This window comes from Bathymodiolus heckerae thiotrophic gill symbiont (genome assembly GCF_900128515.1).
In the GTDB taxonomy this organism is placed as follows: Bacteria; Pseudomonadota; Gammaproteobacteria; order PS1; family Pseudothioglobaceae; genus Thioglobus_A.
In genome coordinates this window covers 1-1,881 of record NZ_FQTP01000173.1, presented here as the reverse complement: position 1 = coordinate 1,881, position 1,881 = coordinate 1, and the positions used below count along the sequence as shown (strand labels likewise).

Annotated in this window: 3 protein-coding genes and 1 pseudogene; all 4 read left to right on the top strand. The window is 40.0% G+C overall.

All coding sequences use genetic code 11. The annotated features are described in order from the left end of the window. The first annotated feature begins 367 nt into the window (after window positions 1-367). Window positions 368-673 (top strand): hypothetical protein, encoded by a 306-nt coding sequence (locus BTHERMOSOX_RS10785; protein ID WP_138121136.1) that lies wholly within the window; start codon window positions 368-370, stop codon window positions 671-673. Further along, on the top strand, window positions 663-905 hold the full coding sequence (locus BTHERMOSOX_RS10780; RefSeq protein WP_138121135.1) for a hypothetical protein: 243 nt from the start codon (window positions 663-665) through the stop codon (window positions 903-905). The genes BTHERMOSOX_RS10785 and BTHERMOSOX_RS10780 overlap by 11 nt, the downstream gene beginning before the upstream one ends. 333 nt (window positions 906-1,238) lie before the next feature. Next, complete coding sequence (locus BTHERMOSOX_RS10775; protein WP_171004754.1) at window positions 1,239-1,409, top strand: hypothetical protein; 171 nt, start codon at window positions 1,239-1,241, stop codon at window positions 1,407-1,409. 67 nt (window positions 1,410-1,476) lie between these two features. Continuing rightward, window positions 1,477-1,881 (top strand): annotated as a pseudogene (locus BTHERMOSOX_RS10770) (IS66 family transposase); the annotation flags it as partial.

Below are 1,881 nucleotides of genomic sequence, written 5' to 3'. Positions count from 1 at the left end.
ATACCCTGAAGAATAAAATATTCAATGAAGCTGAACCGATGCCACTTCGGGTGGACATCCAATATGACAGGTTAAGTTTACTTCTCCAGGCTCTATCCCGGAAACGAGTGATGATTTTAAAAAAATGAATGCCGCATAAAAATCAGGTCTACTGAAGTACGATTTCAGATGGAAGGATTTTATGTGGAAAATGGACAGTAATAATAGTTAAAATTAGGTATTGACATGGTTATGACAGGTGGGGTTACCAGCTTAGCATTAAATCAAAGGTAACCATTCAGACCCTCAGTTAAAACTTAATAAACTTGACAAAAACATCTTGTAAGTGTCTATTATACTCATCATTACACAAAGGTGTTTAAGACTCATGGCTCTCAAGGAACAAGAACTACTACAAATTGATGAACAGTTCATCAGTAAACTTCTGGAAAAAGATCCTGATCCACTTGCCGGATTGAGCATCAATTTGGCCAATGATCTTAAAGAAGCACTGGAACGCCTCAATCAGAATTCGTCAAATAGTTCAAAACCTTCAGGCAGTCTCGCCCCTTGGGATAAAGGCTCAAGAAACGAAGATGATGATGACGAAGAATTGAATATTGAAGAAATAGATGCTCTCAGGTTAGAAAGCGACGAGGATCAGCAATCGGACGACGCTAAAGATGTCTGCTGAAGAAGTCAGTCAAGAAAGCCGCCTTCAATCGGAAAACTCAGAGGAAAAACGTCAGCCTGGGCAACCCGATAATGTATTAATTGATGAATGCGATAAATGGGTGAAAAAGGGGAGAGTGCCTGCCGAAGTTATGAGTGGATTTGTTGAGAGTCCAAGTAACTTATGGCAGAAAACTGGCGTTCCTAGTCATATTGTTCCAGCGACTAAAGAGGATAAAAAGTATATTTCATAGTCTTTATATATCATTTAGGGGCATCAGCTATTTTTCACTTTAAGTCATCGCTTCAATCGGTTTACAGCTAAATTTGAGCGGAAGCTAAAAGCCGCTTTTTATTATCAAGACAATTTGTATGAGAATTTTTCAGTTCGAGATACTAAAGTCAGACGGATGTTATCAGGACAATATCCCAATGCAGGTGCGACAGATAACATCGTGATTTTATTAAAAGGCGATCGTTGATGTGCCAACACTTTTATGGACACCAAATAGCAAAACAATGCAGATATTGGGCTAATAAGGTAAGCTGGCTCATACGTGGTGCTATAAAGGAATAAATACTAAACAATGGATTGGGTTAATTTTCAAAATAAAATCTGTAGCTTTGACTTAGAATCCGATGAAAATGGTGATATTTTTGCTATCGGAGCAGTTTTTCAAGAGCAAGTTTTTCAGCGTAAAGCTCCGTTTAATATCCGCCAGGTTGTAACCGTTCAGACCCTTACGGTTAAAACCTAAAAATCTTGACAAAAACACCTTGTAAGTGTTTATTATATCGATAATTTCACAAAGGCGTTTAAGGCTCATGGTTCTCAAGGAACAGGAATTACTACAAATTGATGAGCCATTCATCCGCAAACTTCTGGAAAAAGATCCTGACGCACTCGCTGGGTTGAGCATCAATCTGGCCAATGATCTTAAAGAAGCAATGGAGCGCCTCAATCAAAACCCGTCGAATAGTTCAAAGCCTTCAGGCAGTCTTGCTCCTTGGGATAAAGGCTCAAGAGATAATGAAGAAGACGAAGAGCTGGAACATGAGGACAAAGAGGCTCTTAAGTCAGGAACCGACAAGGAAAGGTCGTTGGACGATACTCCTGATGTGGATACTGGCGAAAGCAAGAAAGAAAACGGCCATCAGCAGGAAGACTCAGAGAAACAACGCAAACCCGGTCGTCAACCTGGGTCACAAGGCTTTGGTCGCACTCAAAAA